Annotated in this window: 36 protein-coding genes; all 36 read left to right on the forward strand. The window is 47.8% G+C overall.

Annotated elements, in window-relative coordinates; translation table 11 throughout:
- Positions 1 to 46 precede the first annotated feature (46 nt).
- The 36 genes from rpoB (at position 47) to KNQ18_RS16430 (ending at position 26,931) form a co-directional block, all read left to right on the forward strand.
- The gene (rpoB, locus tag KNQ18_RS16255) at positions 47 to 3,604 is read left to right on the forward strand and encodes a DNA-directed RNA polymerase subunit beta (protein WP_050677149.1); all 3,558 of its coding nucleotides are present in this window, start codon (positions 47 to 49) and stop codon (positions 3,602 to 3,604) included.
- Positions 3,605 to 3,624: 20 nt separating this feature from the next.
- The gene (gene rpoC, locus KNQ18_RS16260; protein WP_050677143.1) at positions 3,625 to 7,224 is read left to right on the forward strand and encodes a DNA-directed RNA polymerase subunit beta'; all 3,600 of its coding nucleotides are present in this window, start codon (positions 3,625 to 3,627) and stop codon (positions 7,222 to 7,224) included.
- Between the two features lie 80 nt (positions 7,225 to 7,304).
- Entirely contained in the window at positions 7,305 to 7,556 is a 252-nt protein-coding gene (locus tag KNQ18_RS16265; protein ID WP_023466620.1) for a ribosomal L7Ae/L30e/S12e/Gadd45 family protein, read from the forward strand.
- Positions 7,557 to 7,681: 125 nt separating this feature from the next.
- Positions 7,682 to 8,101 (forward strand): 30S ribosomal protein S12, encoded by a 420-nt coding sequence (gene rpsL / locus KNQ18_RS16270; RefSeq protein WP_023466621.1) that lies wholly within the window; start codon positions 7,682 to 7,684, stop codon positions 8,099 to 8,101.
- A 49-nt stretch (positions 8,102 to 8,150) separates the two neighbouring features.
- On the forward strand, positions 8,151 to 8,621 hold the full coding sequence (gene rpsG, locus KNQ18_RS16275; protein WP_023466623.1) for a 30S ribosomal protein S7: 471 nt from the start codon (positions 8,151 to 8,153) through the stop codon (positions 8,619 to 8,621).
- 124 nt (positions 8,622 to 8,745) lie between these two features.
- Positions 8,746 to 10,824: an elongation factor G gene (gene fusA, locus KNQ18_RS16280; protein WP_050677142.1), complete on the forward strand. Its 2,079-nt coding sequence runs from the start codon at positions 8,746 to 8,748 to the stop codon at positions 10,822 to 10,824.
- A gap of 117 nt (positions 10,825 to 10,941) precedes the next feature.
- On the forward strand, positions 10,942 to 12,129 hold the full coding sequence (gene tuf / locus KNQ18_RS16285; protein ID WP_023466627.1) for an elongation factor Tu: 1,188 nt from the start codon (positions 10,942 to 10,944) through the stop codon (positions 12,127 to 12,129).
- Between the two features lie 316 nt (positions 12,130 to 12,445).
- The gene (gene rpsJ / locus KNQ18_RS16290) at positions 12,446 to 12,754 is read left to right on the forward strand and encodes a 30S ribosomal protein S10 (protein WP_029343090.1); all 309 of its coding nucleotides are present in this window, start codon (positions 12,446 to 12,448) and stop codon (positions 12,752 to 12,754) included.
- A gap of 68 nt (positions 12,755 to 12,822) precedes the next feature.
- Entirely contained in the window at positions 12,823 to 13,449 is a 627-nt protein-coding gene (rplC, locus tag KNQ18_RS16295; RefSeq protein WP_023466629.1) for a 50S ribosomal protein L3, read from the forward strand.
- 29 nt (positions 13,450 to 13,478) lie between these two features.
- Positions 13,479 to 14,102: a 50S ribosomal protein L4 gene (rplD, locus tag KNQ18_RS16300; RefSeq protein WP_023466630.1), complete on the forward strand. Its 624-nt coding sequence runs from the start codon at positions 13,479 to 13,481 to the stop codon at positions 14,100 to 14,102.
- Positions 14,102 to 14,386, forward strand: a complete 285-nt coding sequence (rplW, locus tag KNQ18_RS16305; protein WP_023466631.1) for a 50S ribosomal protein L23 — start codon at positions 14,102 to 14,104, stop codon at positions 14,384 to 14,386. Before rplD ends, rplW begins: the two co-directional genes overlap by 1 nt.
- A 32-nt stretch (positions 14,387 to 14,418) precedes the next feature.
- Positions 14,419 to 15,249 carry a 50S ribosomal protein L2 gene (rplB, locus tag KNQ18_RS16310; RefSeq protein ID WP_023466632.1) on the forward strand — a complete coding sequence of 277 codons (831 nt, stop codon included), beginning with the start codon at positions 14,419 to 14,421 and terminating at the stop codon, positions 15,247 to 15,249.
- 63 nt (positions 15,250 to 15,312) lie between these two features.
- Positions 15,313 to 15,591 (forward strand): 30S ribosomal protein S19, encoded by a 279-nt coding sequence (gene rpsS, locus KNQ18_RS16315; RefSeq protein ID WP_012369013.1) that lies wholly within the window; start codon positions 15,313 to 15,315, stop codon positions 15,589 to 15,591.
- Between the two features lie 20 nt (positions 15,592 to 15,611).
- A complete protein-coding gene (gene rplV, locus KNQ18_RS16320) occupies positions 15,612 to 15,944 on the forward strand; it encodes a 50S ribosomal protein L22 (RefSeq protein ID WP_012369014.1) in 333 nt (110 codons plus the stop codon).
- Between the two features lie 12 nt (positions 15,945 to 15,956).
- Positions 15,957 to 16,613, forward strand: a complete 657-nt coding sequence (gene rpsC / locus KNQ18_RS16325; RefSeq protein ID WP_023466633.1) for a 30S ribosomal protein S3 — start codon at positions 15,957 to 15,959, stop codon at positions 16,611 to 16,613.
- A gap of 33 nt (positions 16,614 to 16,646) precedes the next feature.
- A complete protein-coding gene (rplP, locus tag KNQ18_RS16330) occupies positions 16,647 to 17,084 on the forward strand; it encodes a 50S ribosomal protein L16 (RefSeq protein ID WP_012369016.1) in 438 nt (145 codons plus the stop codon).
- Entirely contained in the window at positions 17,071 to 17,274 is a 204-nt protein-coding gene (rpmC, locus tag KNQ18_RS16335) for a 50S ribosomal protein L29 (protein WP_012369017.1), read from the forward strand. The genes rplP and rpmC overlap by 14 nt, the downstream gene beginning before the upstream one ends.
- A gap of 31 nt (positions 17,275 to 17,305) precedes the next feature.
- Positions 17,306 to 17,569 (forward strand): 30S ribosomal protein S17, encoded by a 264-nt coding sequence (rpsQ, locus tag KNQ18_RS16340; protein WP_023466634.1) that lies wholly within the window; start codon positions 17,306 to 17,308, stop codon positions 17,567 to 17,569.
- Positions 17,570 to 17,617: 48 nt separating this feature from the next.
- Positions 17,618 to 17,986: a 50S ribosomal protein L14 gene (gene rplN / locus KNQ18_RS16345; protein ID WP_012369019.1), complete on the forward strand. Its 369-nt coding sequence runs from the start codon at positions 17,618 to 17,620 to the stop codon at positions 17,984 to 17,986.
- Positions 17,987 to 18,020: 34 nt separating this feature from the next.
- Positions 18,021 to 18,332: a 50S ribosomal protein L24 gene (gene rplX, locus KNQ18_RS16350; RefSeq protein ID WP_012369020.1), complete on the forward strand. Its 312-nt coding sequence runs from the start codon at positions 18,021 to 18,023 to the stop codon at positions 18,330 to 18,332.
- Positions 18,333 to 18,363: 31 nt separating this feature from the next.
- Complete coding sequence (rplE, locus tag KNQ18_RS16355) at positions 18,364 to 18,903, forward strand: 50S ribosomal protein L5 (RefSeq protein ID WP_023466635.1); 540 nt, start codon at positions 18,364 to 18,366, stop codon at positions 18,901 to 18,903.
- Between the two features lie 14 nt (positions 18,904 to 18,917).
- Complete coding sequence (rpsN, locus tag KNQ18_RS16360) at positions 18,918 to 19,187, forward strand: 30S ribosomal protein S14 (protein WP_023466636.1); 270 nt, start codon at positions 18,918 to 18,920, stop codon at positions 19,185 to 19,187.
- A 31-nt stretch (positions 19,188 to 19,218) separates the two neighbouring features.
- A complete protein-coding gene (gene rpsH / locus KNQ18_RS16365; RefSeq protein ID WP_012369023.1) occupies positions 19,219 to 19,617 on the forward strand; it encodes a 30S ribosomal protein S8 in 399 nt (132 codons plus the stop codon).
- A 31-nt stretch (positions 19,618 to 19,648) separates the two neighbouring features.
- On the forward strand, positions 19,649 to 20,185 hold the full coding sequence (gene rplF / locus KNQ18_RS16370) for a 50S ribosomal protein L6 (RefSeq protein WP_215085609.1): 537 nt from the start codon (positions 19,649 to 19,651) through the stop codon (positions 20,183 to 20,185).
- A gap of 37 nt (positions 20,186 to 20,222) precedes the next feature.
- Positions 20,223 to 20,573, forward strand: a complete 351-nt coding sequence (gene rplR, locus KNQ18_RS16375) for a 50S ribosomal protein L18 (RefSeq protein ID WP_029343092.1) — start codon at positions 20,223 to 20,225, stop codon at positions 20,571 to 20,573.
- A 22-nt stretch (positions 20,574 to 20,595) separates the two neighbouring features.
- Positions 20,596 to 21,096 carry a 30S ribosomal protein S5 gene (gene rpsE / locus KNQ18_RS16380; RefSeq protein ID WP_050677141.1) on the forward strand — a complete coding sequence of 167 codons (501 nt, stop codon included), beginning with the start codon at positions 20,596 to 20,598 and terminating at the stop codon, positions 21,094 to 21,096.
- Between the two features lie 18 nt (positions 21,097 to 21,114).
- A complete protein-coding gene (rpmD, locus tag KNQ18_RS16385; RefSeq protein WP_023466640.1) occupies positions 21,115 to 21,300 on the forward strand; it encodes a 50S ribosomal protein L30 in 186 nt (61 codons plus the stop codon).
- 35 nt (positions 21,301 to 21,335) lie between these two features.
- Positions 21,336 to 21,776: a 50S ribosomal protein L15 gene (gene rplO, locus KNQ18_RS16390; protein WP_047390602.1), complete on the forward strand. Its 441-nt coding sequence runs from the start codon at positions 21,336 to 21,338 to the stop codon at positions 21,774 to 21,776.
- On the forward strand, positions 21,776 to 23,065 hold the full coding sequence (secY, locus tag KNQ18_RS16395) for a preprotein translocase subunit SecY (protein ID WP_023466642.1): 1,290 nt from the start codon (positions 21,776 to 21,778) through the stop codon (positions 23,063 to 23,065). Before rplO ends, secY begins: the two co-directional genes overlap by 1 nt.
- Before the next feature lie 71 nt (positions 23,066 to 23,136).
- Complete coding sequence (locus KNQ18_RS16400) at positions 23,137 to 23,784, forward strand: adenylate kinase (protein ID WP_023466643.1); 648 nt, start codon at positions 23,137 to 23,139, stop codon at positions 23,782 to 23,784.
- Positions 23,784 to 24,536, forward strand: a complete 753-nt coding sequence (gene map, locus KNQ18_RS16405; RefSeq protein WP_023466644.1) for a type I methionyl aminopeptidase — start codon at positions 23,784 to 23,786, stop codon at positions 24,534 to 24,536. The genes KNQ18_RS16400 and map overlap by 1 nt, the downstream gene beginning before the upstream one ends.
- A 149-nt stretch (positions 24,537 to 24,685) precedes the next feature.
- On the forward strand, positions 24,686 to 24,904 hold the full coding sequence (infA, locus tag KNQ18_RS16410; RefSeq protein WP_012369032.1) for a translation initiation factor IF-1: 219 nt from the start codon (positions 24,686 to 24,688) through the stop codon (positions 24,902 to 24,904).
- Between the two features lie 33 nt (positions 24,905 to 24,937).
- A complete protein-coding gene (rpmJ, locus tag KNQ18_RS16415) occupies positions 24,938 to 25,051 on the forward strand; it encodes a 50S ribosomal protein L36 (RefSeq protein ID WP_003156543.1) in 114 nt (37 codons plus the stop codon).
- Positions 25,052 to 25,071: 20 nt separating this feature from the next.
- The gene (gene rpsM / locus KNQ18_RS16420; RefSeq protein ID WP_023466646.1) at positions 25,072 to 25,437 is read left to right on the forward strand and encodes a 30S ribosomal protein S13; all 366 of its coding nucleotides are present in this window, start codon (positions 25,072 to 25,074) and stop codon (positions 25,435 to 25,437) included.
- 16 nt (positions 25,438 to 25,453) lie between these two features.
- Entirely contained in the window at positions 25,454 to 25,849 is a 396-nt protein-coding gene (rpsK, locus tag KNQ18_RS16425) for a 30S ribosomal protein S11 (RefSeq protein ID WP_023466647.1), read from the forward strand.
- Positions 25,850 to 25,986: 137 nt separating this feature from the next.
- A complete protein-coding gene (locus KNQ18_RS16430; protein WP_023466648.1) occupies positions 25,987 to 26,931 on the forward strand; it encodes a DNA-directed RNA polymerase subunit alpha in 945 nt (314 codons plus the stop codon).
- Positions 26,932 to 26,944 lie beyond the last annotated feature (13 nt).

Consider the following 26,944-nt stretch of genomic DNA (forward strand, 5'->3'; position numbering starts at 1 on the left):
ACCCGTCCTTCTCTATAAGAAGAAGTGGGTCTGAGAGGTGAATCAGTTGACTGGTCAACTTGTTCAGTACGGTCGTCACCGTCAGAGAAGAAGCTATGCACGTATCAGCGAAGTATTGGAACTTCCAAACTTAATCGAGATTCAAACGAATTCGTATGAGTGGTTCCTGCGGGAAGGTCTTCGTGAGATGTTTCATGACATTTCGCCGATTTCCGATTTCACAGGGAATCTCGTATTAGAATTCATCGACTACTCGCTCGGAGAGCCGAAGTATTCGATCGATGAATCGAAAGAGCGCGACGTGACCTATTCGGCACCACTACGCGTTAAAGTCCGTCTTCAAAATAAAGAGACGGGTGAATTGAAAGAACAAGAAGTCTTCATGGGTGACTTCCCGCTTATGACGGAGTCGGGAACATTCATCATCAATGGAGCGGAGCGCGTAATCGTTTCGCAGCTTGTTCGTTCGCCAAGTGTTTATTACAACAATAAGTTAGATAAGAACGGTAAGCGTGGATTCTCCGCGACAGTCATCCCAAACCGTGGTGCATGGCTCGAGCTCGAGACAGACGCGAAAGACATCGTTTATGTTCGCATTGATCGCACGCGTAAGATTCCAGTAACGGTTCTTTTACGTGCTCTTGGTTTCGGTACGGATCAGGAAATCATCGATCTTCTCGGTGATGATGAGTACCTCCGGAATTCACTTGAAAAAGATAATACGGAATCAACGGAAAAAGCCCTCATCGAGATTTATGAGCGTCTACGTCCGGGAGAGCCGCCGACAGTCGAAAACGCAAAAGCGTTACTCGTGTCGCGCTTCTTTGACCCGAAACGTTATGATTTGGCAAACGTTGGTCGTTATAAAATCAATAAAAAGCTTCATCTTAAGAACCGTCTCTTCGGTCAAAAACTTGCGGAAACGCTTGTTGATCCTGAGACAGGTGAAGTCATCGCGGAAGCAGGAACGGTCCTTGATCGTCGTATGCTCGATAAAGTCCTTCCATTCCTCGAAGGATCCGTTGGTTACATCGAAGCGACGCCTACAGGCGGCGTGACGCAAGGTGAGGCTTTCAACTTACAGTCAATCAAGGTGTTCGCACCGGACGATGCTGAAGGTGAACGCATCATCAATATCATCGGTAACGGTAACATCGATCGTGACATCAAGCACATCACGCCTGCTGACATGATTGCTGCCATCAACTACTTCTTCAACTTGTTGCATGAAGTCGGTACGACAGACGATATCGACCACCTCGGTAACCGTCGTCTCCGTTCAGTCGGTGAGCTGCTCCAGAACCAATTCCGGATCGGTCTCTCACGGATGGAACGTGTCGTTAAGGAACGGATGTCGATTCAGGATCAGAATGCGATCACGCCACAGGCATTGATCAACATTCGTCCAGTTATCGCATCGATTAAAGAGTTCTTCGGTAGCTCGCAGTTGTCTCAGTTCATGGACCAAACGAACCCGCTTGCAGAATTGACGCACAAACGTCGTCTTTCAGCACTAGGACCTGGTGGTTTGACACGTGAGCGCGCTGGTTTCGAAGTTCGTGACGTACACTACTCGCACTATTCCCGTATGTGTCCGATCGAAACGCCAGAGGGACCAAACATCGGTTTGATCAACTCGTTGTCTTCGTACGCGAAGGTCAATGAGTACGGCTTCATCGAAGCACCATATCGTCGTGTCGATCCGGAAACGGGTGTCGTCACGAATGAAATCCACTACATGACTGCAGACGAAGAGGATCTCTACGTCGTCGCACAGGCAAACATGTTGTTGACGGAAGAAAAGACATTCAAAGATTCACACGTCCTTTCACGTTTCCGTGGACAAAACTTGTCTGTTGAACCAGCACGTGTCGATTACATGGACGTTTCGCCGAAGCAGGTCGTATCTGCCGCAACGGCTTGTATCCCGTTCCTTGAGAACGATGACTCGAACCGTGCCCTCATGGGAGCGAACATGCAACGTCAGGCCGTCCCACTTCTGAACCCGGAATCTCCGATTGTCGGTACAGGAATGGAGTACGTGTCTGCGAAAGACTCAGGAGCCGCTGTCGTTGCGAAGCACGCAGGGATCGCTGAGCGTGTTACGGCGCGTGAAATCCTTGTCCGTCGTACGACGGAAGTCGATGGCAACATCGTTGAAGGTGAACTCGACCGTTACAAGATTCAAAAATTCATCCGTTCTAACCAAGGAACGTGTTATAACCAAAAACCAATCATCAAAGCAGGCGACCCAGTCGATAAAGGCGAGATCCTTGCAGATGGTCCATCGATGGACGGTGGGGAACTTGCGCTTGGTCGCAACGTACTCGTCGGTTTCATGACATGGGATGGTTACAACTATGAGGATGCTGTCATCATGAGTGAGCGTCTTGTCAAAGATGACGTCTACACATCGATCCACATCGAAGAATACGAATGTGAGTCGCGTGATACGAAACTCGGACCGGAAGAAATCACACGTGATATTCCGAACGTCGGTGATGATGCCTTGAAAAACCTCGACGATCGCGGAATCATCCGCGTCGGTGCGGAAGTCAAGGACGGCGATATCCTCGTCGGTAAAGTTACGCCGAAGGGTGTAACGGAATTGACAGCGGAAGAACGTCTTCTTCATGCGATCTTCGGTGAAAAAGCACGTGAAGTCCGTGATACATCGCTCCGTGTACCACACGGTGGTGATGGAATCATCCTCGACGTCAAAATCTTCGACCGCGATAATGGGGACGAGCTCTCACCTGGTGTCAACCAGTTGATCCGTGCTTACATCGTTCAGAAGCGTAAGATTCACGAGGGTGACAAAATGGCGGGTCGTCACGGTAACAAAGGTGTTATCTCGCGTATCCTTCCAGAAGAAGACATGCCGTACATGCCAGACGGTACGCCAATTGACATCATGTTGAACCCACTTGGGGTTCCATCACGGATGAACATCGGGCAGTTGCTCGAGCTTCACCTCGGGATGGCAGCACGTCAACTCGGCATCAAAGTCGCATCACCGGTATTCGATGGTGCGCGTGAGGAAGATGTTTGGGCAACGATTGAAGAAGCAGGTATGGATCGCGACGCGAAGACTGTCCTTTACGATGGTCGTTCGGGTGAAGCGTTCGATAACCGCATCTCTGTCGGTGTCATGTATATGATTAAACTTGCTCACATGGTCGATGATAAACTTCACGCACGTTCGACAGGACCATACTCACTCGTCACACAACAACCACTCGGTGGTAAAGCCCAGTTCGGTGGTCAGCGTTTCGGTGAGATGGAAGTATGGGCACTTGAAGCATACGGCGCAGCCTACACGCTCCAAGAGATCCTTACAATCAAGTCGGATGACACGATCGGTCGTGTCAAAGCGTATGAAGCAATCGTCAAAGGTGAGAATGTACCACAACCGGGCGTACCGGAATCGTTCCGAGTCCTCATTAAAGAGCTTCAATCCCTCGGTATGGACGTCAAGATGATGTCTGCTGATGATGAAGAAATCGAAATGCGCGACGAAGACGAGGACAATATCCCGAACGCGACTCCAGCACTCGAAGAAGTTCAAGCGCCTGTCGCACCAGTTGTTACTGAAGAGGAATAAGCGAAAGGGAGGTCCACCCCTTGGTAGATGTTAATAGATTTGAATATATGCAAATCGGCCTCGCTTCCCCCGAAAAGATCCGTTCATGGTCTTTCGGGGAAGTGAAAAAGCCGGAGACGATCAACTATCGTACACTCAAACCGGAGAAAGACGGTTTGTTCTGTGAACGTATCTTTGGTCCAACGAAAGACTGGGAATGTTACTGTGGTAAATACAAACGGATCCGCTATAAAGGAATCATTTGTGACCGCTGTGGCGTTGAAGTCACGAAGTCGAAAGTCCGTCGTGAGCGCATGGGTCACATCGAGCTCGCAGCACCGGTTTCGCACATCTGGTACTTCAAAGGAATTCCTAGCCGTATGGGACTCGTCCTCGACATGTCACCGCGTGCGTTAGAAGAGATCATCTACTTCGCGTCGTACGTCGTCACAGATCCAGGCGAATCGACACTTGAGAAGAAGCAACTCCTTTCAGAGAAAGAATACCGTGCCTATCGTGAGAAGTTCGGTCGTTCGTTCACTGCTGAAATGGGTGCGGAAGCAGTTCGTAAATTGCTCCGTGACGTGGAACTCGATAAAGAAGTCGCTGCATTACGTGAAGAGCTTCGTATGATTCAAGGACAACGTCGTACTCGTGCGATCAAACGCCTTGAAGTCCTCGATGCGTTCCGTAACTCAGGCAACAATCCAGAGTGGATGGTGCTTGAAGTACTTCCAGTCATCCCACCGGAACTTCGTCCGATGGTTCAACTCGATGGCGGACGTTTCGCAACGTCTGACTTGAACGACTTGTACCGCCGCGTCATCAACCGTAACAACCGTCTCAAGCGTCTTCTTGACCTTGGCGCTCCGAACATCATCGTTCAGAACGAAAAACGGATGCTTCAAGAAGCAGTCGATGCCTTGATCGATAATGGTCGTCGCGGTCGTCCAGTCACTGGACCAGGTAACCGTCCACTTAAATCACTTTCACACATGTTGAAAGGGAAACAAGGACGTTTCCGTCAAAACTTGCTCGGTAAACGTGTCGACTACTCTGGTCGTTCGGTTATCGTCGTTGGTCCAAACCTGAAGATGTATCAATGTGGTCTTCCAAAAGAAATGGCCCTTGAGCTCTTCAAACCGTTCGTCATGAAAGAACTCGTCTCTCGTGGCATCGCACCGAACATCAAGAGTGCGAAACGGAAAATCGAGCGCGTTCAACCTGAAATCTGGGATGTCCTCGAAGAAGTCATCCGTGAGCATCCGGTTCTCTTGAACCGTGCACCGACACTTCACCGTCTCGGTATCCAGGCGTTCGAACCAACGCTCGTCGAAGGACGCGCGATTCGCCTTCACCCACTCGTATGTACGGCATACAACGCCGATTTCGATGGTGACCAAATGGCGGTTCACGTACCACTTTCGGCAGAAGCACAAGCAGAAGCGCGTCTTCTCATGCTCGCTGCACAAAACATCTTGAACCCGAAAGACGGTAAACCTGTTGTTACACCATCGCAGGATATGGTCCTCGGTAACTACTACCTCACGCTCGAGCGCGAAAACGCGATCGGCGAAGGTAAAATCTTCTCGACAGTGAACGAAGCGCTCATCGCTTACCAAAATGGTTATGCGCACTTCCATACACGTGTTGCGATTCCAGCCGGCGTTCTGAAAAACCCGACATTCACGGAAGAGCAAAACGAGAAATTATTGATTACAACAGTCGGTAAGTTGATCTTCAACGAGATCCTCCCAACGACGTTCCCTTACTTGAACGAACCAACGATGACGAACCTTCAAGAAGCGACGCCAGACAAGTACTTCCTTGAAAAAGGAACAGATGTCGCGGCAGAACTGAAGAACCGTCCGATCATCGACCCGTTCAAAAAAGGATTCCTTGGAAATGTCATCGCGGAAGTCTTCAAACGGTTTGAGACAACAGAAACAAGCCGCATGCTCGACCGCATGAAAAACCTCGGATTCAAACACTCGACTCGTGCCGGTATCACGGTAGGGATCGCGGACATCATCGTTCTTCCGGATAAACAAGAAATTCTTGTTGAAGCGCAGGACAATGTCGACCGCGTCATGAAATCGTACCGTCGTGGTCTCATCACAGAAGACGAGCGCTATGAGCGCGTCGTTAAATCGTGGAATGATGCGAAGGATGAAATTCAGTCTCGTCTGATGAAATCCCTCAACCGTCTCAACCCGATCTTCATGATGAGTGACTCCGGTGCCCGTGGTAACGCGTCGAACTTCACGCAGCTCGCTGGTATGCGTGGACTCATGGCCGCTCCAAGTGGACGGATCATCGAGCTCCCGATCAAATCATCGTTCCGTGAGGGTCTAACGGTACAGGAATACTTCATCTCAACACACGGTGCGCGTAAAGGTCTTGCCGATACAGCCTTGAAAACGGCTGACTCAGGTTACCTGACTCGTCGTCTCGTTGACGTCGCTCAAGACGTCATCATCCGTGAAGATGATTGTGGAACGGATCGTGGTATCCGCGTCACAGCACTCCGTGAAGGAACGGAAGAGATCGAAAGCCTCTACGACCGCCTCGTCGGCCGTACTGCATTCGAAAACGTCGTTCACCCAGAAACAGGAGAAGTCCTCGTTTCAACGAACGAACTCATCGATGAAGACATCGCTCGTGCAATCACGGACGCAGGTGTCGATAACGTTGAGATCCGCACTGCCTTCACATGTAACACAAGCCATGGTGTCTGTAAGAAATGTTACGGACGCAACTTGGCAACAGGCAACGACGTCGAAGTCGGCGAAGCTGTCGGTATCATCGCGGCACAATCAATCGGTGAGCCAGGAACGCAGCTTACGATGCGTACCTTCCACACAGGTGGGGTTGCCGGGGATGATATCACACAAGGTCTTCCGCGTATCCAAGAGTTGTTCGAAGCGCGTAACCCGAAAGGTCAAGCGGTCATCTCGGAAATCGATGGTCAAGTCATCGACTTCACGGAATCGCGTGACAAACGTGAATTGACGGTCCAAGGACTCAGCGAAACACGCACATACACGATCCCATTCGGTTCGCGTCTACGTGTTCAGCTCGGGGACGAGGTCAAAGCCGGTCAAGTCTTCACGGAAGGTTCGATCGATCCGAAAGAACTCTTGAACGTTAAAGGTGTATCCGGCGTTCAGAACTACTTGCTCCAAGAAGTTCAAAAAGTATACCGGATGCAAGGGGTTGAGATCGGTGACAAACACGTCGAGGTCATGGTTCGCCAAATGATCCGTCGCGTACGTGTCATCGAGTCTGGTGAGACTTCACTCTTACCAGGTTCGCTCGTCGATATCAGCACGTTCAAGGAAGCTTGTAAAGAAGCGCTCCGTAACGGGAAAGCCCTCGCTTCGGCGAAACCAGTTCTTCTCGGTATCACGAAAGCGTCACTTGAAACAGATTCATTCCTATCGGCTGCGTCGTTCCAAGAAACGACTCGTGTCCTTACGGATGCAGCGATTAAAGGGAAGAGCGACTACCTTCGCGGCTTGAAAGAGAACGTCATCATCGGTAAGTTGGTTCCAGCTGGTACTGGGATGGCACGTTACCGTCAGATCGATCTCGAAGTAGCTGGCGAAGCACCTGTAGAAGCCGATTCTCCGGTAGAATAAAACGCCTTGACACGCCGGTATGGCGGTGCTACTATGATATAGTGTTGCCAACCGGCTGTGTTATTTTGGAGGATATCTTCATGTCTTACAAAAAAGTAGTCGGCGCAGATTTGAAGTTTGTCGGTCAAAAGCAAACGCTCAAAGCATTGCGATCTGGCAAGGCGTCGGAAGTGATCATTGCGGATGACGCAGATGAACACGTAAAACAAGCATTGCTCGATGCGGCGAAACAAGCTAACGTTCCAGTCGTGAATGTTCCTTCTAAGCAAGAGCTTGGAAAAGCTTGTGGAATCGATGTCGCAGCAACCGCTGTTGCCATTAAGAAAGTTTGATAATGCGTTTTGTGTGGCGATGGAATGCCTGAGCCACGCAAAACGTTTCATTATGACTTTCGATGAACCACCCGGCTCGGTGGTTTTGAAATTTGTCATGAATTCAGGAAGGGAGGATCTCAAAGATGCCTACTATCAACCAATTAGTCCGTAAAGGACGTCAATCAAAAGTTGTGAAATCAGATTCGCCAGCGCTGAACAAAGGGTACAACAGCTTCATTAAAGCTCGTACTGACATCAGCTCACCACAAAAACGTGGTGTTTGTACTCGTGTAGGTACAATGACTCCGAAGAAACCGAACTCGGCTCTTCGTAAATACGCACGTGTACGTTTGACGAACACAATGGAAGTAACAGCTTACATCCCAGGTATCGGCCACAACCTTCAAGAGCACAGTGTTGTTCTTATCCGCGGCGGCCGCGTAAAAGACTTACCAGGGGTACGTTACCACATCGTTCGTGGTGCGCTTGATACAGCTGGTGTTGACGGCCGTATGCAAGGTCGTTCGAAATACGGTACTAAACGTCCTAAAGTTAAAAAATAATCTAGATATCTTAAGATATCACCTCACTATATGAAAGGAGGGACTCGGAATGCCACGTAAAGGTCAAGCAGAACGTCGTGATGTAATGGCTGATCCGATCTACAACTCTAAACTCGTTACCCGCCTTATCAACCGTCTTATGTTAGATGGTAAAAAAGGTACTGCTCAACAAATCTTATACAAAGCTTTCGAAACTATCGCTGAACGTTCAGGTCGCGATGCAATGGAAGTCTTTGAAGAAGCGATGAACAACATCATGCCAGTTCTTGAAGTTAAAGCACGCCGTGTAGGTGGAGCTAACTATCAAGTTCCTGTCGAAGTTCGCCCAGAGCGTCGTACGACACTCGCACTTCGTTACCTCGTGAACTACTCACGTCTCCGTAACGAAAAAACTATGGATGCGCGCCTTGCTAACGAAATCATGGACGCTGCAAACAACACTGGTGCTTCTGTTAAGAAGCGCGAAGATATGCACAAAATGGCGGAAGCGAACAAAGCGTTTGCTCACTACCGCTGGTAATTCCGAAAATCACCACCTCATGCATGCCATTTTTAATGGAATTATGAGGTGGCTTTCGGGTATAGTCATGACGTGTGGCAACACACGACCACTAAACTAAAATGCGAAAGGAGAATGTTTAAAGATGGCAAGAGAATTCTCCCTTAAGAACACTCGTAACATCGGGATCATGGCTCACATCGATGCTGGTAAAACAACAACGACTGAGCGTATCCTGTATTACACGGGTCGTATCCACAAGATTGGTGAAACGCACGAAGGTGCTTCACAAATGGACTGGATGGAGCAAGAGCAAGAGCGTGGGATCACGATTACATCGGCAGCAACAACTGCTCAATGGAAAGGTAACCGCGTAAACATCATCGATACACCTGGACACGTAGACTTCACAGTTGAGGTTGAACGTTCACTTCGCGTACTTGATGGTGCGGTAGCAGTACTTGACGCTCAGTCTGGTGTTGAGCCACAAACTGAGACAGTATGGCGCCAAGCTACAACTTACGGCGTACCACGTATCGTTTTCGTTAACAAAATGGATAAAATCGGTGCAGACTTCTTGTACTCGGTCGGAACGCTTCGCGAACGCCTTCAAGCGAACGCACACGCGATCCAAATTCCAATCGGTGCGGAAGATGAATTCAAAGGAATCATCGACCTCGTCGAACAGAAAACATACATGTACGGTAACGATCTCGGAACTGACATCGAAGTGACTGACGGTTTCCCAGCTGATCTCGCTGATCAAGCTGAAGAACTCCGTGGATCATTAATCGAAGCAGTTGCGGATTACGAAGAAGAATTGATGATGAAATACCTCGAGGGTGAAGAAATCACAATCGACGAGTTGAAAGCGGCTATCCGTAAAGCAACTCTGACAGTTGACTTCTATCCTGTACTCGTAGGTTCGGCATTCAAGAACAAAGGTGTTCAGCTTATGCTTGACGCAGTTCTCGATTACCTCCCATCACCAATCGACGTAAAAGCGATCTCAGGTATCGACATGGATACGGATGAAGAAATCGTGCGTGAGTCTTCGGACGAAGCACCATTCTCTGCACTCGCGTTCAAAGTCATGACTGACCCTTACGTCGGTAAATTGACATTCTTCCGTGTGTACTCTGGTACAGCTTCGGCAGGATCGTACGTTAAAAACTCAACAAAAGGCAAACGTGAGCGTCTTGGACGTATCCTTCAAATGCACGCAAACAGCCGTGAAGAGATCCCGATGGTATACGCGGGTGACATCGCTGCAGCTGTAGGTTTGAAAGATACAACTACTGGAGATACGCTTTGTGCAGAGAAAGACAACGTCGTTCTCGAATCAATGACATTCCCAGAACCAGTTATCTCGGTCGCTATCGAACCAAAAACGAAAGCTGACCAAGATAAAATGGGTCAAGCCCTCGCTAAGCTTGCTGAAGAGGATCCAACGTTCCGCACTGAAACAAACCCAGAGACTGGTCAAACGATCATCTCAGGTATGGGTGAGCTTCACCTCGACATCATCGTTGACCGTATGCGTCGCGAGTTCAAAGTCGAAGCAAACGTTGGTGCTCCACAAGTAGCTTACCGTGAAACGATCCGCCAAGCGGCGAAGATCGATTCGAAGTTCGCTCGTCAATCTGGTGGTCGTGGTCAGTATGGTCACGTCGTCGTAGAATTCGAGCCGAACGAAGAAGGCGCTGGCTTCGAGTTCAACAACAAAATCGTCGGTGGTGTTGTTCCACGTGAATACATCCCAGCGGTTGAGCACGGAATCGAAGAAGCACTTCAAAACGGTATCCTTGCTGGTTACCCGGTCGTTGACGTAAAAGCTTCACTCGTCTTCGGATCGTACCACGATGTCGACTCAAACGAGATGGCATTTAAAGTTGCGGCTTCAATGGCAGTCAAACAACTCAAAGATAAGAGCGGCGCTGTTATCCTTGAGCCAATGATGAAAGTTGAAATCGTCATCCCAGACGAATACATGGGAGACATCATGGGTGATGTTACATCACGCCGTGGTCGCGTAGAAGGTATGGAAGCACGCGGTAACGCTCAAGTTGTCCGTTCAATGATTCCACTTTCTGAAATGTTCGGATACGCTACTGGTCTTCGTTCACGCACACAAGGTCGCGGAACGTACTCGATGCACTTCGATCACTACGAAGAAGTACCGAAATCAGTTGCAGAAGAAATCATCAAAAAAGCGAACGGCTAATCCTTCACAGGTTGTCACGCTTTTATGATTAGTGTAAGCTAAGGAAGGTGTACGTTATCTTACGACTCACCTTCCTAGTTATAAAAAATTATTAGACACATAGAGGAGGAATTCAGAATGGGTAAGGAAAAATTCGACCGTTCTAAACCGCACGTTAACGTTGGTACAATCGGCCACGTCGACCACGGTAAAACAACTTTAACAGCAGCTATCTCAGCTGTACTTGCAAAAGCACAAGGTAAAGCTGCAACTAAGTTTGACCAAATCGATGGTGCTCCAGAAGAGCGCGAGCGCGGTATCACAATCGCAACAGCTCACATCGAGTACGAAACAGAAAAACGCCACTATGCACACGTTGACTGCCCAGGTCACGCTGACTATGTTAAAAACATGATCACTGGTGCTGCACAAATGGACGGCGCGATCCTCGTTGTTTCTGCAACAGATGGTCCAATGCCACAAACACGTGAGCACATCTTGCTTTCACGTCAAGTAGGTGTTCCTTTCATCGTAGTATTCATGAACAAAGTTGACATGGTTGACGACGAAGAGCTTCTTGAGCTCGTCGAAATGGAAATCCGTGAGCTTCTTTCTGAGTACGACTTCCCAGGTGATGACCTCCCAGTTATCCAAGGTTCTGCTCTTGGCGCGCTTAACGGCGAAGCTAAATGGGAAGAAAAAATCATGGAACTCATGGCAGCTGTCGATGAGTACATCCCAGAACCAACTCGTGACACTGAAAAAGACTTCATGATGCCAGTTGAGGATGTCTTCTCAATCACTGGTCGTGGTACAGTTGCTACTGGCCGCGTTGAGCGTGGAGTTCTTAAAGTCAACGACGAGATCGAAATCGTTGGTCTTCACGAAGAAACTAAAAAATCAGTATGTACTGGTGTAGAGATGTTCCGTAAGCTTCTTGACTATGCTGAAGCTGGCGACAACATCGGTGCTCTTCTCCGTGGTGTATCACGTGACGACATCGAGCGTGGACAAGTTCTCGCGAAACCAAACACAATCACACCACACAAAAAGTTCAAAGCGCAAGTTTACGTTCTTTCTAAAGAAGAGGGTGGCCGTCACACGCCATTCTTCGCGAACTACCGCCCGCAGTTCTACTTCCGTACAACTGACGTAACTGGTATGGTTCAACTTCCAGAAGGTACTGAAATGGTTATGCCTGGGGACAACATCGAAATGACTGTTGAACTCATCGCACCAATCGCTCTTGAAAAAGAAACTCGTTTCTCAATCCGTGAAGGTGGCCGTACAGTAGGCGCTGGATCAGTTACAGAAATCGTTGAGTAATTTTTAAGACAAAGGTCTTCCGTCTCCCGTGGCGGAAGACCTTTTTTCATTTCTTTGAAAACAGTCTTGCAACATGGTCTGACATCTTATATACTGAGGAAAGTGTTTGTGCGAGTGGTGAGAGACTTGAATACATATTCTATTTTATTAGTGCTTGCATTCTTGCTGGTGATTCAGTATGATAGAATATGTTGGTCACAAACACAACGCGATGAAGCGGGAGGTTATGACACACCAGGCGGCATTGCCATGGCTAGTGTGGAAATTTCCGCGGAGAATGTCTATTTACAAAATAGGCGAAAAGGAGGGAAATAACATGGCAAATGAAAAAATTCGGATCCGTTTGAAAGCATACGATCACCGCGTGCTTGATCAATCGGCTGAGAAAATTGTCGACACAGCAAAACGTTCAGGTGCTACTGTATCTGGTCCGATCCCACTCCCAACGGAGAAAGCGGTCTACACAGTACTTCGTGCCGTTCACAAGTACAAAGATGCTCGTGAGCAGTTCGAAATGCGTACACACAAACGTTTGATCGACATCGTTAACCCAACACCGAAAACTGTTGATGCGCTTATGCGTCTCGAACTTCCATCGGGCGTTGACATCGAAATCAAACTTTAATTTTTCTTCTATAGATAGTTGATACTAGCCAGAAGATCAAAATCATTCAATATTAGGAGGTGTATCTCATGGCTAAAGGAATCTTAGGAACTAAACTCGGTATGACACAAATCTTCAACGAGTCAGGCGAAGTCGTCCCTGTTACTGTCGTTTCAGTCGAAGGTAACGTTGTTCTTCAATTGAAAACAACGGAAGTTGACGGTTACGAAGCAGTTCAACTCGGCTTTGGTGATATCAAAGAAGGTCGTCAAAACAAACCGCAAAAAGGTCACGCTGCGAAAGCAAACGCGACACCTAAGCGCTTCATTAAAGAAATCCGTACATCAGTAGCAGATTTCGAAATCGGTCAAGAGATTAAAGCAGATACTTTCGCTGCAGGCGAAATGGTTGATGTAACAGGTACGTCGAAAGGTAAAGGTTTCGCTGGTGCAATCAAGCGTCACAACCAATCACGTGGTCCAATGGCTCACGGTTCGCGTTACCACCGTCGCCCAGGTTCAATGGGTCCTGTTGCTCCTAACCGTGTATTCAAAGGGAAATTGCTCCCTGGACGCATGGGTGGAGAGCAAATCACTGTTCAAAACCTTGAAATCGTAAAAGTTGATGCAGAACGCGGCTTACTCCTCGTCAAGGGTGCTATCCCAGGCGCACGTAAGAGCCAAGTTGTCATCAAAACTGCGGTTAAAGGCAACTAATCCGTTTGCAAGGAAAGGAGGAATAACGAATGCCTAAAGTAGCTTTGCTTAACCAAACAGGTACACAAGTTGGAGACATCGAGCTCGCAGATGCCGTTTTCGGAATCGAGCCAAATGAAGCAGTCGTATACGATGCAATCGTCATGCAACAAGCTTCACGTCGCCAAGGTACACATGATACAAAAGGTCGCTCGGAAGTTCGCGGTGGCGGCCGTAAACCATGGAAACAAAAAGGTACTGGTCGTGCACGCCAAGGTTCGATCCGTTCGCCACAATGGGTTGGCGGTGGAACAGTCTTCGGTCCAACACCACGTTCGTACGCTTACAAACTTCCTAAAAAGGTTCGTCGTCTCGCACTTCGTTCAGCACTTTCTTCGAAAGTCGCTAACAACGAGTTCATCGTTCTTGAAGGATTGACAATCGATGCTCCTAAAACTAAGGACATGATCGCAGTATTCGCTGCTCTTTCAATCGAACGTAAAGTTCTCGTCGTTACTGCTGATTACAACGAGTCAGTCGTTCTTTCAACACGCAACATCCCAGGTGTCACAGTCGTTGACGCTGCAGGTGTAAACGTCCTTGATCTTGTCGCTCATGACAAAGTCATCATTACGAAGGACGCTGTTGCGAGAGTAGAGGAGGTGCTTGCATAATGGCACACACACACGACATTATCAAACGTCCTGTCATTACTGAACGTTCAGTAAACCAAATGGCTGAGAAAAAGTACACATTCGAAGTAGACGTGAAGGCATCTAAGACTCAAATCAAAGATGCAGTTGAAGCGATCTTCGGAGTGAAAGTTGACAAAGTCAACACATTGATCTCAAAACCAAAAGCAAAACGCGTAGGTCGTCACGCTGGTTACACAGCACGCCGCAAAAAAGCGGTCGTCACGCTTACTGCAGATAGCAAAGAACTCGATTACCTCGGTTAATCGGAACTCTGTAGAAAAGGAGGGAACTCTCGATGGGAATTAAAAAGTTTAAACCGACCACTAACGGTCGTCGTAATATGACTGCACTTGACTTTGCTGAGATTACGGCTTCACGTCCTGAAAAATCGTTAACTGAAAAGCTTTCGAAAAAGGGCGGACGTAACAACCAAGGTCGCTTGACAGTACGTCACCAAGGTGGCGGACACAAACGTAAATATCGTATCATCGACTTCAAACGGAACAAGGATGGCATCGCTGGTCGTGTCGCTACAATTGAGTACGATCCAAACCGCTCTGCTAACATCGCATTGATCCACTACATCGATGGTGAAAAACGCTACATCCTCGCACCGAAAGGCTTGAAAGTAGACATGCAAGTCATGGCTGGACCAGAAGCTGACATTAAAGTCGGTAATGCTCTTCCACTTTCAAACATCCCAGTCGGTACGTTGATCCACAACATCGAACTTAAGCCAGGTAAAGGTGGTCAGCTCGTTCGCGCAGCTGGTACTTCTGCTCAGCTTCTCGGTAAAGATGGTAAATACGCGATCGTTCGTCTTCAATCAGGCGAAACTCGTATGATCCTTGCTACTTGCCGTGCAACAGTCGGCGCTGTCGGTAATGAAGAGCACGAGCTCGTCAATATCGGTAAAGCTGGTCGTTCACGCTGGCTCGGAAAACGTCCTACAGTTCGTGGTTCTGTCATGAACCCAGTCGATCACCCACACGGTGGTGGTGAAGGACGTGCTCCAATCGGTCGTTCGGGCCCACTTACTCCTTGGGGTAAACCGGCACTCGGATACAAAACTCGTAAGAAAAACAAAGCGAGCGATAAATATATCGTCCGTCGTTCTAAAAAATAATTACATGATTTCTGGACGGTTCGTAGGAACCGTTCCTGAATCATGCCAAAGGGAGGTACAACTATGGGTCGCAGCTTGAAAAAAGGTCCATTCGCAGATCACCATCTGCTCGCTAAGGTTGATAAAGCCAACGAAGCTGGTGACAAACATGTCATCAAAACTTGGTCACGCCGCTCGACAATCTTCCCAGAGTTCATCGGTCACACGATCGCTGTCTACGATGGTCGTAAACACGTACCGGTTTACGTGACAGAAGATATGGTCGGTCACAAACTTGGTGAATTCGCTCCAACACGTTCTTACAAAGGACATGCTGGAAACGATAAGAAAACGAAACGTTAATCTGAGGGGAGGTACTCATTATGCAATCAAAAGCATCGGCTAATATGGTTCGCATTGCTCCTCGTAAGGCACGTCTCGTAGTAGACTTAATCCGCGGGAAGCAAATCGGCGAAGCACTTTCGATTCTTGCTTACACGAACAAGGCAGCAACGCCAATCGTTGAGAAAGTATTGAAATCGGCAATCGCGAACGCTGAGCACAACTTCGACATGAACATCGAAAACCTCGTAGTCACTGAGGCTTACGTAAACGAAGGTCCAACGCTCAAACGTTTCCGCCCACGTGCAATGGGTCGCGCAAGCCGCATCAACAAACGTACGAGCCACGTTCACATCGTGGTATCTGAAAAATAAGGAGGGATTACCGTGGGTCAGAAGATTAACCCAACTGGTCTTCGCGTAGGTATCATCAAAGACTGGGAATCACGTTGGTTCGCAGATAAAGACTATGCTGATCTCCTTCATGAAGACTACGTAGTTCGTGAATATATCGAAAAACGTCTTAAAGACGCTAGTGTCTCTAAAGTAGAAATCGAGCGCGCAGCTAACCGCTTGAACATCTCACTTCACACTGCTAAGCCTGGTATGGTTATCGGTAAAGGCGGTTCTGAAATCGAAACACTTCGTAAAGACATCACTAACCTTGCAAAAGGCAAACGCGTTCACGTTAACGTCGTTGAAGTGAAAAACCCGGATGCAGTTGCTAAGCTCGTCGCTGAGAACATCGCTCGCCAACTTGAAGGTCGCGTATCGTTCCGTCGTGCTATGAAGCAATCAATCCAACGCTCAATGCGTTCTGGTATCAAAGGAATCAAGACTGAAGTTTCTGGTCGTCTTGGTGGCGCTGATATCGCTCGTTCTGAGAAGTATTCGGAAGGAACAGTTCCACTTCATACACTCCGTGCAGACATCGATTACGGTACTGCAGAAGCTGATACAACTTACGGCAAAATTGGCGTAAAAGTATGGCTCCACCACGGTGAAGTGCTTCCTACGAAAAAAGCAGCAGCAAACGAAGAATAATCCACATCCGTCTAGGGAAGGAGGCAACACAACATGTTGTTACCAAAACGTGTAAAATATCGTCGTGTTCACCGCGGCAACATGCGTGGTAAAGCGAAACGTGGTACTACAGTACACTTCGGCGAGTTCGGTATCCAAGCTCAAGAAGCTAGCTGGATCACTAGCCGTCAAATCGAATCAGCGCGTATCGCGATGACTCGTTATATGAAACGTGGTGGTAAAGTGTGGATCAAGATCTTCCCACACAAGCCATACACTAAAAAACCTCTTGAAGTCCGAATGGGTTCAGGTAAAGGTGCTCCGGAGGGCTGGGTAGCAGTCGTCAAACCGGGTAAAGTAATGTTCGAAATCGCAGGAGTATCGGAAGAGATCGCACGCGAAGCTCTCCGTCTTGCATCACACAAACTTCCAGTAAAATGTAAGTTCGTAAAACGTGAAGAAAATGGTGGTGATACGAATGAAAGCAACTGATCTCCGTCAGCAAACAACTGAAGAGCTTAACGGTAAAGTCGGTTCGTGGAAAGAAGAGTTGTTCAACCTTCGTTTCCAACTCGCGACTGGTCAGCTTGAGAACCCTGCTCGTATCCGTGAAGTGCGCAAGTCGATTGCACGCGCGAAAACCGTTCTTCGTGAACGCGAACTCGGCATCAACAACGCATAATTCACTCGGATTCTGAGAGGAGGAACACTCAATGGAACGCACTAACAACCGCAAAGTGTTAACTGGACGCGTCGTTTCTGACAAAATGGACAAAACGATCGTAGTTACAGTTGAAACAAAAGTAAAGCACAAGCTTTACGGCAAACGCGTAAACTACTCTAAAAAGTACAAAGCGCATGATGAAAACAACACAGCTAAAATCGGTGATGTTGTACGCATTCAAGAAACACGTCCATTATCTAAGGACAAACGTTTCCGTCTCGTAGAAGTCATTGAAGAAGCAGTAATCATCTAAACTCTAATTAGTTCGGGTGAATAAACATCCGGAGGGAGGTACAATCGTATGATTCAACAAGAATCTCGCTTAAAAGTAGCAGACAACTCAGGAGCTCGTGAAGTCTTGACGATCAAAGTCCTCGGTGGTTCTGGTCGTAAAACTGCTAACATCGGTGACGTTATTGTTTGTACAGTAAAACAAGCAACACCAGGTGGCGTTGTCAAAAAAGGTGAAGTTGTACGCGCAGTAGTCGTTCGTACTAAACGTGGCGTTCGTCGTAAAGACGGTTCGTACATCCGTTTTGACGAAAACGCAGCAGTCATCATCAAAGATGACAAAAGCCCACGTGGCACACGTATCTTCGGACCAGTCGCACGCGAACTTCGTGAAAAAGACTTCATGAAGATCGTCTCGTTGGCACCGGAAGTACTTTAATTCCAAAGAATTCCTACAAGGAGGTGCTCTAACGATGCATGTCAAAAAAGGTGATAAAGTTCAGGTTATGACTGGTAAAGACAAAGGCAAACAAGGCGTTGTCCTTACAGCTATGCCTAAAAAAGATCGCGTAATCGTCGAAGGCGTTAACATGATCAAAAAACACTCAAAGCCTTCTCAACTCAACCCGCAAGGCGGAATTGTCGAGAAAGAAGCACCGATTCACGTATCGAACGTTATGCTCATCGACCCTAAGACAGGTAACCCAACACGCGTTGGTTTCACTGTGGTTGACGGCAAGAAAGTACGTATCGCTAAAAAATCGGGCGAAGCTTTAGATAAATAAGAAGATTTAAAGAAAGGAGGTCCACTTTCTGATGAACCGTTTAAAAGCGAAATACCAAGACGAAATCGTCAAAGTAATGATGGAGAAATTCAACTACAGTTCTGTAATGCAAGCGCCGAAAGTCGATAAAATCGTAATCAACATGGGTGTTGGTGACGCTGTTACGAACTCTAAGGCACTTGACATGGCAGTCGAAGAGCTTCAGCTCCTCACTGGTCAGAAGCCACTCATCACGAAAGCTAAGAAATCAATCGCTGGTTTCAAACTTCGTGAAGGTATGCCAATCGGTGCGAAGGTTACACTTCGTGGCGAGCGCATGTACGAATTCCTCGACAAGTTGATCAACGTGTCACTTCCACGTGTACGTGACTTCCGTGGCGTATCGAAAAAATCTTTCGATGGCCGTGGTAACTACACGCTAGGCGTGAAGGAACAATTGATCTTCCCAGAGATCGACTACGATCGCGTATCGAAAGTCCGTGGTATGGACATCGTTATCGTAACTACTGCTAACACGGATGAAGAGTCACGTGAGCTTCTCACAGCACTCGGCATGCCATTCCAAAAATAAGGGAGGTCGACAACATGGCTAAGAAATCAATGATCGCACGTGAAGTAAAACGTCAAGCACTCGTTGAGCGCTACGCTGAAAAACGCGCAGAATTGAAAGCACAAGGCGACTACATCGGCTTGAGCAAACTCCCACGTAACTCTTCAGCGGTTCGTTTACACAACCGTTGTAGTATCACTGGCCGTCCACACGGTTACATTGGTAAATTCGGTATCAGCCGTATTAAGTTCCGTGATCTTGCTCATAAAGGTCAAATCCCTGGTGTTAAAAAAGCAAGCTGGTAATTCATTAAAGTTGTGAAAGGAGGTACATCGCATGGTTATGACAGATCCGATTGCAGATATGCTTACACGCATTCGTAATGCAAACATGGTTCGCCATGAGAAGTTGGAAATGCCAGCTTCTACAATCAAACGTGAAGTCGCTGAAATCCTCAAACGTGAAGGTTTCATCCGCGATGTTGAATATCTCGAGGACAGCAAACAAGGTACGCTCCGCGTATTCCTTAAATACGGCGCAAGCAACGAGCGCGTCATCACTGGACTCAAACGTATCTCGAAACCAGGTCTTCGCGTTTACGCGAAAGCTGATGAAATCCCGAAAGTACTCGGTGGTCTCGGAATCGCTATCGTTTCAACATCTAAAGGTGTAATGACTGATAAAGAAGCTCGCCAACAAAAAGTCGGCGGCGAAGTGATCGCATACATCTGGTAATACACGCATAAAAAGAACGGAGGTGTCTTAAATGTCACGTATTGGTAAAAAGCCAGTCGTCATCCCAGCAGGCGTTACAGTAACAGTTGAAAACAACACGGTTACGGTAAAAGGTCCTAAAGGGGAACTCTCACGCGAGTTCAGCCCAGCTATGGCGATCAACGTAGAAGGTAATGAATTGACTGTCACTCGTCCGAACGACGAGAAAGCAAGCCGTACGATCCACGGAACGACTCGTGCGCTTATCGCGAACATGGTCGAAGGTGTAAACAACGGTTTCGCTAAGACACTCGATATCCAAGGTGTTGGTTACCGTGCACAAAAGCAAGGTAACAAAATCGTACTCAACCTCGGTTACTCACACCCAATCGAGTACACTCCGGAACAAGGCATCGAAGTCGAAGTTCCTACGAATACGCAACTCATCGTTCGCGGAATCAGCAAAGAACGTGTTGGTCACGTCGCTGCATTGATCCGTTCGTACCGTCAGCCTGAGCCGTACAAAGGTAAAGGTATTCGTTACAGTGATGAAGTCGTTCGTCGTAAAGAAGGTAAAACAGGTAAGTAATTCGCGAATGCGAATTGACCGGAAAGGAGTGGCATAAATGATCTCAAAGGCAGATAAAAACGCTACGCGTAAAAAACGTCATGGTCGTGTCCGTCGTACAATCATCGGGACAGCAACACGTCCACGTATGAACGTATTCCGTTCGAACAAGAACATTTACGTACAAGTCATTGACGATGCAACACATGCAACACTCGCATCTGCATCATCACTCGACCTTGAAAAAGGCAACACGACTGACGCTGCAACAGCAGTTGGTAAGCTTGCAGCTGAGCGCGCTCTTGAAAAGGGTATCGAAACAGTCGTTTTCGACCGTGGAGGATATCTCTATCATGGACGTATTAAAGCTGTAGCTGAAGCAGCTCGTGAAGCTGGTCTCAAATTCTAATAGAAAAGGAGGGAACCTCTACATGCGCCAGTTAGAAATTAACATGGATCAACTCGAAGAACGCGTTGTTACCGTAAACCGCGTCGCGAAAGTAGTAAAAGGTGGCCGTCGCTTCCGTTTTGCTGCACTCGTCGTCGTTGGTGACAAGAATGGTCACGTAGGTTTCGGTACGGGTAAAGCTCAGGAAGTGCCTGAAGCGATCCGTAAAGCAATCGAAGATGCTAAGAAAAACATGGTTAACGTCCCAATCGTTAACACAACAATTCCACACGAAGTCAACGGTGTATTCGGTGCAGGTCACGTCTTCTTGAAGCCTGCTTCTGAAGGTACTGGAGTCATCGCTGGTGGTCCAGTTCGTGCGGTTCTCGAATTAGCGGGAATCAACGACATTCTTTCAAAATCACTTGGATCAAGCACTCCAATCAACATGGTTCGTGCGACTGTTCAAGGTCTCACATCACTCAAACGTGCTGAAGAAGTTGCGAAACTCCGCGGTAAAACCGTCGAAGAACTTCGCGGTTAAGAAAGGGAGGGAAAACAGATGGCGAAACTCGCAGTTACCCTCACACGCAGCATGATCGGTCGTCCGGAGAACCAACGCGTTACTACTCGTACGCTTGGTCTCCGTAAGATGCACCAGACTGTTGTCGTACCTGACAACGCTGCTATGCGTGGGATGATTAACCACGTGTCACACTTAGTGACAGTTAAAGAAATTCAAGAGTAATAGTTCGATATAATTTTATGAGGAGGTGCCCCACTATGAAACTCCATGAATTGAAACCAGCTGCTGGTTCACGTTCAGAACGCAACCGTGTAGGTCGCGGTATGTCTTCTGGTAACGGTAAGACTTCTGGCCGTGGTCACAAAGGTCAAAAAGCTCGTTCAGGCGGTGGTGTTCGTCCAGGTTTCGAAGGTGGACAAAACCCACTTTACCGTCGTTTACCAAAACGCGGCTTCAACAACCCAACTCGTAAAGAGTTCGCGGTCATTAACCTTGACACACTCAACCGTTTTGAAGAAGGAACTGAAATCACTCCAGAACTTCTTGTCGAGACTCGTACAGTCAAAGGCATGAAAGACGGCGTTAAGATCCTTTCTAACGGTAAGATCGAAAAGAAACTAACAGTTAAAGCTCATAAGTTCTCCGAAGCTGCGAAGCAAGCGATCGAAGCTGCCGGCGGTACGGTTGAGGTGATCTAATGTTTCAAGCGATCTCCAATATGTGGCGCGTAGCTGACATTCGTCGGCGCATTCTCTTTACCTTGGCATTGGTCATCGTGTTCCGGATCGGAGCACATATCCCAGTGCCGATGGTAAACACGGAAGTGTTCAAGATCGACCAGAATGGTATTCTTGGTTTCTTGAACTCGTTCGGTGGGAATGCTTTGCAGAATTTCTCACTCTTTGCGATGGGAATCATGCCGTATATCACGGCCTCGATCGTTGTCCAACTCTTACAGATGGACGTTGTTCCAAAGTTTGCCGAATGGGCAAAACAAGGAGAGGCGGGCCGTAAGAAGTTAGCAACGGTAACGCGCTATGGAACGATCGTACTCGGCTTAGTCCAAGCGTTTGGAATCGCGCTTGGATTTAACCGTATCTACCCAGGTCTTGTCGACGAACAGTTCGGCACCTGGACATACGTTATGATTGCACTCGTATTGACAGCGGGAACAGCATTCTTGATGTTCATCGGTGAACTCATCACGGAGAAGGGCATTGGTAACGGGATATCAATGATCATCTTCGCTGGGATCGTCGCGGGCTTCCCGAATGCATTCCGCCAGATTTACGAAACGAAGCTCCAAAATGCAGGGGATGCTTTGTTTGTAAACGTGCTTTATATCGTACTCTTGCTTTTAATCATCATCGCGGTCATCGTCGGAGTCATCTATGTACAGCAAGCTGCACGTAAGATTCCGATTCAGTACGCTAAGCGTACGGTGAACCGGACACCAGTTGGCGGTCAATCGGCACACTTACCGATCAAATTGAACGCTGCCGGTGTTATTCCAGTCATCTTCGCGGTGTCGTTCATGGTGACGCCACCAACGATTGCGAGTTTCTTTGCAAGTCCGGAAACGGCAACGAAGATCCGTGACATCTTCGACTACACGAGTCCAATCGGTATGTCGATCTATGTGGCACTGATCATCGCGTTCTCGTACTTCTATACATTCGTTCAGGTTAACCCGGAACAAATGGCAGAGAACCTTCAAAAACAAGGCGGATACATTCCTGGTATTCGTCCTGGTAAGCAAACGGAGCAGTACATCACGAAGATTCTATACCGTCTGACATTCTTCGGTTCACTATTCCTCGCTGTCATCGCGGTGACGCCGACATTCTTCATTAAGTTTGCTGGCTTACCGAACTCGGTGCAGATTGGTGGAACGAGCTTGTTGATCGTCATCGGTGTAGGACTAGAGACGATGAAACAGATTGAAAGCCAATTGGTTAAACGACACTACAAAGGCTTTATCCGATAAGGCGGGAGGAAGGGGACCATCCCTTTCCTTTCTGTTGTGTCTATAGAGCTATAGAAGTGGAGGCTACCGACATGAATCTAGTATTGATGGGTTTGCCGGGTGCTGGTAAAGGAACGCAGGCTGCGAAAATCATCGAAGACTATGCGATCCCCCACATCTCGACAGGCGACATGTTCCGTGCGGCGATCAAAGATTCAACGCCACTCGGACAAGAAGCGAAATCATACATGGATAAAGGGGAACTCGTTCCGGACGAAGTCACAATCGGCATCGTACGTGAGCGTCTCGCCAAAGAAGACTGTGCAAATGGTTTTCTCCTTGACGGTTTCCCACGCACAGTGAAACAAGCAGATGCTCTTGAAGCATTACTTGAAGATCTGGGCAAACAAATTGATCACGTCATCCACATCGGTGTAGACCCGGAGAAACTTGTCCCTCGTTTGACAGGTCGCCGGATTTGCCCAACTTGCGGAGCAACGTATCATGTTCTCTACAACCCACCAAAAGTGGAGGGGATCTGTGATATCGACGGATCAGCACTTGTACAACGTGAAGATGACCAAGAGGAGACAGTACGTCGTCGCTTGGAAGTCAACGTCGCACAAGCGCAACCTTTGATTGACTTTTACGCAGAAAAAGGGTATCTTCGTAATTTGGACGGTGATCGTCCAATCAACGATGTATATTCCGATGTTCAGGCACTCCTTGGTGATCAGTAATGATCATCACGAAAGCGCCGCGTGAAATCGACATCATGCGTAAAGCAGGACAAATCGTCGCCCGGACGCATAAGGAGCTTCAAGCTCACATTCGCCCAGGTATCACGACGGGGCAACTCGACGCGATCGCTGAACGCTATATTCGAAGTCAAGGGGCAACACCATCGTTTAAAGGGTATAATGGTTTCACGGGTAGCATCTGTGCTTCCGTGAACGAAGAGCTTGTCCATGGTATTCCGGGAGATCGTGTACTTCAGGACGGTGACATCATCTCGATTGACATCGGAGCAGAGTACAATGGGTATCACGGAGATTCAGCCTGGACATATCCGGTAGGTACAATCTCTGAAGAGACGAAGCGGTTACTTGACGTAACTGAAGAATCTCTGTATAAAGGATTGGAGCGCGCCAAAGCTGGCGTGCACCTGACAGATATTTCGCATGCGATTCAGTCACATGTTGAAGCAGCGAATTTTTCTGTAGTCCGCGAATATGTGGGCCACGGCGTGGGACAAAATTTGCATGAAGATCCGCAAATTCCACATTATGGACCACCGGGGAAAGGGCCGCGCCTGAAAACCGGCATGACACTGGCAATTGAGCCAATGGTCAATGTCGGGAAACGCTATGTTCGCACACTATCCGACAATTGGACGGTAGTGACGGTGGACGGTAGCATGTGCGCCCACTTTGAGCACACCATCGCCATCACAGACGACGGCTACGAGATCTTAACGGTCGATGCAGAGTGAGCTGTGCGCGTTATTGGTGTCACCTTTCTATAAGCCAGTATCCACTCGTGTTTGTGACCGATGATCTCTCAATGGCTCTTGTAGAAAGCCCCTAGCGCTACAAATCGTCTGGGCTCCCAATCAACTTTATAGAGAAAGGGGTATAATTGATGGCGAAACAAGATGTAATCGAAGTGGAAGGTACGGTTATCGAGCCGCTTCCAAACGCGATGTTTAAGGTGGAGTTAGAAAACGGCCACACGGTCCTCGCGCACGTCTCAGGAAAAATTCGGATGCACTTCATTCGGATCTTGCCAGGAGATAAAGTAACGGTTGAGTTGTCACCATACGACTTGACTCGCGGACGGATCACATACCGTTTCAAATAAAAACTCCGATTTTTTCAGGAGGAGGTATTCACAATGAAAGTAAGACCTTCGGTTAAACCGATCTGTGAAAAATGTAAAGTTATCCGCCGTAAAGGCAAAGTAATGGTTATTTGCGAAAACCCTAAGCATAAACAAAAACAAGGGTAATTAAACAAGGAGGTGCACACATGGCACGTATTGCTGGTGTAGATATTCCACGTGAGAAACGCATCGTCATCTCACTCACTTACATCTATGGTGTTGGTAAAACGACTGCTCAAAAAGTCTTGAAAGAAACTGGTATCTCTGAAGATACTCGTACTCGCGACTTGACTGAGGAACAATTGAACCAACTTCGTGATGGTTTAGACAAAATCAAAGTTGAGGGTGACCTTCGTCGTGAAATCTCACTCAACATCAAACGTTTGATCGAAATCGGTTGCTACCGTGGTGTTCGTCACCGTCGTGGTCTTCCAGTTCGTGGTCAAAACACTAAAAACAACTCGCGTACTCGTAAAGGTCCACGCCGTACAGTAGCGAACAAGAAGAAGTAAGGGAGGGTAAACTAAGATGGCAAAACGCAAACAGAACGTTCGTAGTAAACGTAAAGTCAAAAAGAATATTGAATCTGGTATCGTGCATATCCGTTCAACATTCAACAACACGATCGTTACGATCACTGATATGCAAGGGAATGCAATCTCTTGGGCAACTGCAGGTAACATGGGCTTCAAAGGCTCACGTAAATCGACTCCTTTCGCTGCACAAATGGCATCTGAAACAGCTGCTAAAACAGCAATGGATAACGGTATGCGTACTGTAGAAGTTAACGTTAAAGGTCCTGGTGCAGGTCGTGAAGCAGCTATCCGTGCTCTTCAAGCAATCGGTCTCGAAGTCACTGCAATCCGTGACGTTACTCCAGTACCGCACAACGGTTGCCGCCCTCCAAAACGTCGTCGCGTGTAACCCGTCTTGTACTGCAGAGCGGGGATTCGAGTAGACTTTTGTTGATCGTTTGACCAAGCAAGGCAGTAGAAACGTACACAAGGCGGTTGGCGATTGAACGCGATGGCCAACATGACGATATTCAAGGAGGGGTTCAGATGATCGAAATCGAAAAACCGAAGATTGAAACGATCGAGTTAAGCGAGAACGCTACGTTTGGTAAATTCGTAGTTGAGCCGCTTGAGCGTGGATTCGGTACAACGCTTGGTAACTCATTGCGTCGTATCCTATTGTCTTCACTTCCGGGTGCTGCAGTCACTGCAGTCCAAATCGATGGCGTTCTTCATGAGTTCTCGACGATTGATGGCGTTGTAGAAGACGTTACCCAAATCATCTTGAACCTTAAGAAACTCGCCCTCAAAGTGTACTCGGAAGAAGAGAAAACGCTTGAGATCGATATTCAAGGCGCTGGTGTTGTCACTGCTGCGAACATTACGCATGACAGCGACGTCGAAATCCTCAACCCAGAACTTCACATCGCAACGCTTGCAGAAGGTGCATCACTTCATATGCGTCTTACAGCACGCCGTGGTCGTGGGTATGTTCAGGCTGAAGATAACAAACGGGACGATATGCCAATCGGTGTAATCCCAATCGACTCGATTTACACGCCAATTCAACGTGTAAATTATCAAGTTGAAAAAACACGTGTCGGTCAAGATGCGAGCTTCGATAAGTTGACGCTTGATGTTTGGACGGACGGTTCAATCCGCCCTGAAGAAGCAGTGTCACTCGGTGCGAAAATCATGACAGAACACTTAAACATCTTTGTTGGTCTTACGGACGAAGCGCTCCATGCTGAAATCATGGTCGAAAAGGAAGAAGATCAAAAAGAAAAAGTACTCGAAATGACGATCGAAGAACTCGATCTCTCAGTTCGTTCGTACAACTGTTTGAAACGCGCTGGTATCAACACGGTTCAAGAACTCGCGAACAAGAGCGAAGACGAGATGATGAAAGTCCGTAACCTCGGACGTAAATCACTCGAGGAAGTTCAAGCGAAACTCGACGAACTCGGACTAGGCTTGCGCAAAGAAGACTAATACTATTAATTGC

It is taken from the genome of Exiguobacterium sp. s78 (genome assembly GCF_018618985.1).
GTDB lineage: Bacteria > Bacillota > Bacilli > Exiguobacteriales > Exiguobacteriaceae > Exiguobacterium_A > Exiguobacterium_A abrahamii.

Bases quoted from the DNA above. Each gene is read 5' to 3' on its own strand.
- rpsL (WP_023466621.1), top strand. From the start codon at position 7,682: ATGCCTACTATCAACCAATTAGTCCGTAAAGGACGTCAATCAAAAGTT.
- rpsM (WP_023466646.1), top strand. From the start codon at position 25,072: ATGGCACGTATTGCTGGTGTAGATATTCCACGTGAGAAACGCATCGTC.
- rpsH (WP_012369023.1), top strand. From the start codon at position 19,219: ATGGTTATGACAGATCCGATTGCAGATATGCTTACACGCATTCGTAAT.
- rpmD (WP_023466640.1), top strand. From the start codon at position 21,115: ATGGCGAAACTCGCAGTTACCCTCACACGCAGCATGATCGGTCGTCCG.
- rplB (WP_023466632.1), top strand. From the start codon at position 14,419: ATGGGAATTAAAAAGTTTAAACCGACCACTAACGGTCGTCGTAATATG.
- rplD (WP_023466630.1), top strand. From the start codon at position 13,479: ATGCCTAAAGTAGCTTTGCTTAACCAAACAGGTACACAAGTTGGAGAC.
- KNQ18_RS16430 (WP_023466648.1), top strand. From the start codon at position 25,987: ATGATCGAAATCGAAAAACCGAAGATTGAAACGATCGAGTTAAGCGAG.
- rpsK (WP_023466647.1), top strand. From the start codon at position 25,454: ATGGCAAAACGCAAACAGAACGTTCGTAGTAAACGTAAAGTCAAAAAG.
- fusA (WP_050677142.1), top strand. From the start codon at position 8,746: ATGGCAAGAGAATTCTCCCTTAAGAACACTCGTAACATCGGGATCATG.
- secY (WP_023466642.1), top strand. From the start codon at position 21,776: ATGTTTCAAGCGATCTCCAATATGTGGCGCGTAGCTGACATTCGTCGG.
- rplP (WP_012369016.1), top strand. From the start codon at position 16,647: ATGTTGTTACCAAAACGTGTAAAATATCGTCGTGTTCACCGCGGCAAC.
- rpmJ (WP_003156543.1), top strand. From the start codon at position 24,938: ATGAAAGTAAGACCTTCGGTTAAACCGATCTGTGAAAAATGTAAAGTT.
- rplE (WP_023466635.1), top strand. From the start codon at position 18,364: ATGAACCGTTTAAAAGCGAAATACCAAGACGAAATCGTCAAAGTAATG.
- rplN (WP_012369019.1), top strand. From the start codon at position 17,618: ATGATTCAACAAGAATCTCGCTTAAAAGTAGCAGACAACTCAGGAGCT.
- rplV (WP_012369014.1), top strand. From the start codon at position 15,612: ATGCAATCAAAAGCATCGGCTAATATGGTTCGCATTGCTCCTCGTAAG.
- rplX (WP_012369020.1), top strand. From the start codon at position 18,021: ATGCATGTCAAAAAAGGTGATAAAGTTCAGGTTATGACTGGTAAAGAC.
- rplW (WP_023466631.1), top strand. From the start codon at position 14,102: ATGGCACACACACACGACATTATCAAACGTCCTGTCATTACTGAACGT.
- rplC (WP_023466629.1), top strand. From the start codon at position 12,823: ATGGCTAAAGGAATCTTAGGAACTAAACTCGGTATGACACAAATCTTC.
- KNQ18_RS16400 (WP_023466643.1), top strand. From the start codon at position 23,137: ATGAATCTAGTATTGATGGGTTTGCCGGGTGCTGGTAAAGGAACGCAG.
- rpsG (WP_023466623.1), top strand. From the start codon at position 8,151: ATGCCACGTAAAGGTCAAGCAGAACGTCGTGATGTAATGGCTGATCCG.
- KNQ18_RS16265 (WP_023466620.1), top strand. From the start codon at position 7,305: ATGTCTTACAAAAAAGTAGTCGGCGCAGATTTGAAGTTTGTCGGTCAA.
- rpsQ (WP_023466634.1), top strand. From the start codon at position 17,306: ATGGAACGCACTAACAACCGCAAAGTGTTAACTGGACGCGTCGTTTCT.
- rplR (WP_029343092.1), top strand. From the start codon at position 20,223: ATGATCTCAAAGGCAGATAAAAACGCTACGCGTAAAAAACGTCATGGT.
- rpsE (WP_050677141.1), top strand. From the start codon at position 20,596: ATGCGCCAGTTAGAAATTAACATGGATCAACTCGAAGAACGCGTTGTT.
- rpsJ (WP_029343090.1), top strand. From the start codon at position 12,446: ATGGCAAATGAAAAAATTCGGATCCGTTTGAAAGCATACGATCACCGC.
- rplO (WP_047390602.1), top strand. From the start codon at position 21,336: ATGAAACTCCATGAATTGAAACCAGCTGCTGGTTCACGTTCAGAACGC.
- rpsS (WP_012369013.1), top strand. From the start codon at position 15,313: ATGGGTCGCAGCTTGAAAAAAGGTCCATTCGCAGATCACCATCTGCTC.
- infA (WP_012369032.1), top strand. From the start codon at position 24,686: ATGGCGAAACAAGATGTAATCGAAGTGGAAGGTACGGTTATCGAGCCG.
- rpmC (WP_012369017.1), top strand. From the start codon at position 17,071: ATGAAAGCAACTGATCTCCGTCAGCAAACAACTGAAGAGCTTAACGGT.
- rpsN (WP_023466636.1), top strand. From the start codon at position 18,918: ATGGCTAAGAAATCAATGATCGCACGTGAAGTAAAACGTCAAGCACTC.
- map (WP_023466644.1), top strand. From the start codon at position 23,784: ATGATCATCACGAAAGCGCCGCGTGAAATCGACATCATGCGTAAAGCA.
- tuf (WP_023466627.1), top strand. From the start codon at position 10,942: ATGGGTAAGGAAAAATTCGACCGTTCTAAACCGCACGTTAACGTTGGT.
- rplF (WP_215085609.1), top strand. From the start codon at position 19,649: ATGTCACGTATTGGTAAAAAGCCAGTCGTCATCCCAGCAGGCGTTACA.